Source organism: Nonomuraea turcica (genome assembly GCF_030718205.1).
GTDB lineage: Bacteria > Actinomycetota > Actinomycetes > Streptosporangiales > Streptosporangiaceae > Nonomuraea.
Window position 1 is genome coordinate 1 of the sequence record NZ_JAUZQF010000070.1, and the last position, 3,910, is coordinate 3,910.

The 3,910-nt window shown below is 66.4% G+C and carries 3 protein-coding genes; all 3 read left to right on the forward strand.

The genetic code is table 11. The features are described 5' to 3' along the window. The coding region (locus tag Q9G87_RS60150; protein WP_305925661.1) for a tyrosine-type recombinase/integrase at positions 1–1,018 on the forward strand (1,018 nt) is incomplete at its 5' end. Positions 1,019–1,023: 5 nt separating this feature from the next. Beyond that, on the forward strand, positions 1,024–3,339 hold the full coding sequence (locus tag Q9G87_RS60155) for a tyrosine-type recombinase/integrase (protein ID WP_305925663.1): 2,316 nt from the start codon (positions 1,024–1,026) through the stop codon (positions 3,337–3,339). A 40-nt stretch (positions 3,340–3,379) separates the two neighbouring features. Beyond that, positions 3,380–3,868 (forward strand): hypothetical protein, encoded by a 489-nt coding sequence (locus Q9G87_RS60160; RefSeq protein WP_305925662.1) that lies wholly within the window; start codon positions 3,380–3,382, stop codon positions 3,866–3,868. The last annotated feature ends 42 nt before the right edge of the window (positions 3,869–3,910 follow it).

Here is a 3,910-nt window from a genome sequence, read left to right on the forward strand (position 1 = left end):
GGCGGCCGAGTGGCTGCGGATATGGACGGACTTGGGGCGAGCGCCCCGAACGATCGACGCTTACGCCTGCGGCCTGGCCGAGTATCTGACGATGTGCGACCGCGAGGGCATCGACCCGGTCACGGCGAACCGCGCCCACGTCGCCGGGTACGTGCGTGAACTAACCTCCCGGCCCAGTCGTCGAGGGGCGAACGTCGTGTCGATCGACTCCGGTTCGGGCCTGGCCAACGCCACGATCCAGCAGCGATTGGTGCCCGTGCGGCTGTACTACGACTACTTAATGGAGGAGGGGATACGAGACTCCAACCCGGTCGGCCGGGGCCGCTACACACCCGAGCGCAGGGGCGGCGGACATCAGCGCGGCCTTGTCCCCAGGCTGACGAAGCTGCCGTGGATCCCCACCGAGCAGCAGTGGAGGGACATCCTCGCCGTCGCTGCCGGAGAATGCGTTCGCAACCGCGTCATGCTGGCGCTCGCCTACGATGCGGCGTTGCGCCGCGAGGAGCTGTGCTCCCTGCGCACCGACGATCTCGACCCGGGCCATCGCATGCTGCGGATCCGAGCCGAGACGACGAAGAACCGGCTAGAACGCATCGTGCCGTACTCTGCGCCCACTGGGGCACTGCTATCCAGTTATCTCACTCACCGGGCCGGAATCAGCCGGGCACGCGGGCCACTGTTCCTGTCGGAGTCCCGCCGCAACCACGCCGAGCCGCTGACGTTGTGGACCTGGTCGAAAGTCGTCCGCAAGATCGCTTTGGCCGCGGGGATTCCACGATTCTCCACGCACACCACCCGGCATCTCTGCCTGACCGATCTGGCCCGGATGGGGTGGGAACTGCATGCGATCGCAACATTCGCCGGCCACCGAACCACCGACGCGACCTTGACCTACATCCACCTGTCCGGCCGCGATCTTGCTGACAAGCTCAACAAGGGCATGGGGCAGATCCATGCCTGGCGGGTGGAGATGCTGGCCCGCCTCGACCGGTCGGCGACGGAGGCAGCAGGCTGGTGACCACGATGACATCGGCGGCCGTCAGCGTGACGGCCGCAGCTCCCGGCTGGCCATGGCCGGTCAACCTGGCCGGATACGACCGCCGGCCAGATCTCACCGAGACGGAACTGGAAGCGCTGCGTCGGCTCGGGCTGAACCTGCGTCGGCGCCGCTGCTACGACCGGGACCACCCGGGATGGCCCGTCATCAGTCGGCTACTGCGCCCACTGGACGACGCGCGGGCCGCGCTGTGGTGCCCCGACACCCCGCATCACCGGCGCGCGATTACCGACGCGATCGGCCTGGTGCTGTTGCGCTGCGCCGAGGAGAACACCAGCTACTGGGCCTGGTCCGAGCACGACTGGTTAGGTTTGATCGGCGTCAGCGTCGCCGCGTTTGAACACCCCTGGCCCGGTTGGATCGACGGCACCGTCCGCCCCTACGTCGCCGCCTACGCCTACCTGCTGGGCGGGTTCACCAGCTTCGACCAACTCGGTGGCTTCAACCGGCTGGCCCTGTCCTGGCGGGTGTTCGGCAAAGACGCCGTCGACCGGGCGCAGGAACAGATCACCGACCTTCTGGAGCAATGGGGCTACCGCATCGGCCGAAACTCCGACCACCGGATGACCACCGTGATCTGCCAGTCGCTGCTGCTCAACCACAGCCCTCTGCTGGAGGATCTGACCACCGAGGCGTTCGATCGGCTTCGCCAGGGCACGGGCATGCGGCGATGGCATCTCGGAGCGCTCTTCGGTATCCAACGAGCCGTCGCCGCGCTGGGATTTTGCGAACCTCCGTCGTTCTCCGTGCACGGCACGATGCCCGCCATCGAGGGCGCGCCAGCGGCCTGGACAAAATGGATCGAACGCTGGCACGACACTTCCGCCCTGACCCCGAAAGTTCGCGGCATCGTCCGGGGAATGATGGCCAAGGCCGGCCGCTGGTTAGCCGATCAGCACCCGGAAATCACCACGCCGGACCAGTGGACGCGGCAGACCTGCGCAGCGTGGGTCGCGGCGGTCGATCGCATGAACGTCGGCGACTACATCCAGCGCACGGTCGGCCTGTCCAAGCGCTCTGGCCAGCCCGTCAGCCCACGCACCAAGGCCGGCATGCTCACCGCGACCAGGGCGTTCTTCCGGGACTTGCAAGAGTGGGAGTGGATTCCGCGGCGGTTTGACCCCGCACGAGCGCTGGCCACCCCGCGCAGCGTCCTGGCGCTCATCGGCCCGAACCCCAGAGTCATCGCCGACGACGTCTGGGCCAAGCTGTTGTGGGCCGGCTTGAACATCGAGGCCGAAGACCTGCCCGCCAACGCCAGCGGCCCGTGCTACCCGATGGAGCTCATCCGCGCCATCACGCTGACCTGGCTGTTCGCCGGGGAGCGCAGCGACGAGATTTCGCGGCTGCGGGTCGGCTGTATTCGGTGGCAGCACGACGGCGCCCCTATTCCGGGCGACTCTGCCGACGTGCTCGCCCAGGACGCTGTCTGCCTGCTGGACATCCCCGCCCACAAGACCGGAACCGCCTTCACCAAGCCAGTGGATCCGTTGCTGGGCAAGGCGATCGAGGCATGGGAAGCGGTGCGACCCGACCAGCCGAGGATGCTGGACACCAAGACCGGCGAGCATGTCGACCTGCTGTTCGCGATGCGAGCCCGCCGGGTCGCCAAGGTCTACATCAACAAAACGATCATCCCATCCCTGTGTCGAAAGGCGGGCGTCCCGACCGCTGACGTCCGAGGGAACATCACCAGCCACCGCGCCCGGTCCACGATCGCCAGCCAGCTCTACAACGCCAAGGAGCCGATGACACTGTTCGAGCTTCAGGCCTGGCTCGGGCACCGTTCAGCCGACACTACGCAGCATTACGCCAAGATCACCCCGAACACACTGTCCAAGGCATACCGCGACGCCGGCTACTTCGAACGCAACGTGCGCACCATCGAGGTGCTGGTCGATCGGGACGCCGTCGAGAGCGGGGCTGCAGCCGCCGGCGAGCCGTGGCAGTACTACGACCTGGGGCACGGGTTCTGCAACTACACCTTCTTCGAGCAGTGCCCGCACCGGATGGCCTGCGCCAAGTGCGACTTCTACACCCCGAAGGACTCCTCCAAAGCGCTGCTGCTGGAAGCCAAGGATAACCTGCAGCGCATGCTCGCCGCCGTCCCGCTCACCGACGACGAGCGAGCCGCGGTCGACGACGGCCAAGCCGCCCTTGGCCAGCTTCTGGAACGTCTCGCCGACGTCCCCACACCATCCGGCGCGACCCCGCGGCAGATCGGTATTCCGGCCCACGCGACGCTGCTTCCGATCATCACTGTCAACCAGACGCCGACATAATCAAGCTGCGGAAGGCCCCTTGACCAGGCAGCATGACGGCATGACGGATCTCCGATGGGACGAGGTCAGGGAATTCTTCGATCCCGACTTAATGGGCGCATTGCCGGACCTCTTCGTCCCGGACGCCACCGTCGAGGACTGGCAGAGCGTCCTGGACCTGGTCAGAGCGCGTGGATGGCAGTGGCAGTACTCGCAAGGCGACACGGTGCTGCCGCTGCCCACCGCCGCCGAAGTGCTCGCTCGTCCACCCGACGCTGAGACGGTCTCGCTGCGAGTCTGGCCTGCTCCGGGCGTGCTCGCAATCTTCCGGCTCATGTCAGAGACCGAGATCGACTTCGACGTCGACCTTCGTGAACTGCAAGGTCAAGAAGGGGTCGACACACTCTGCGACTTCCTGCGGGCGATCGGAAGCGAACTCGGCAAGCCGGTGCTGATGACCCCGGAAGGCGGAAGCCAAGAACACCCGGTCCTCGGCTTCGACCCCGTTGTCAGCAAGGTCGTCCTGCTCGGAGATCCGGCACCCTACTGACCAGACTAATCGACGCGGCTTGACAAACCAGATTCCACATAA

Bases quoted from the DNA above. Each gene is read 5' to 3' on its own strand.
- Q9G87_RS60155 (WP_305925663.1), top strand. From the start codon at position 1,024: ATGACATCGGCGGCCGTCAGCGTGACGGCCGCAGCTCCCGGCTGGCCA.
- Q9G87_RS60160 (WP_305925662.1), top strand. From the start codon at position 3,380: ATGACGGATCTCCGATGGGACGAGGTCAGGGAATTCTTCGATCCCGAC.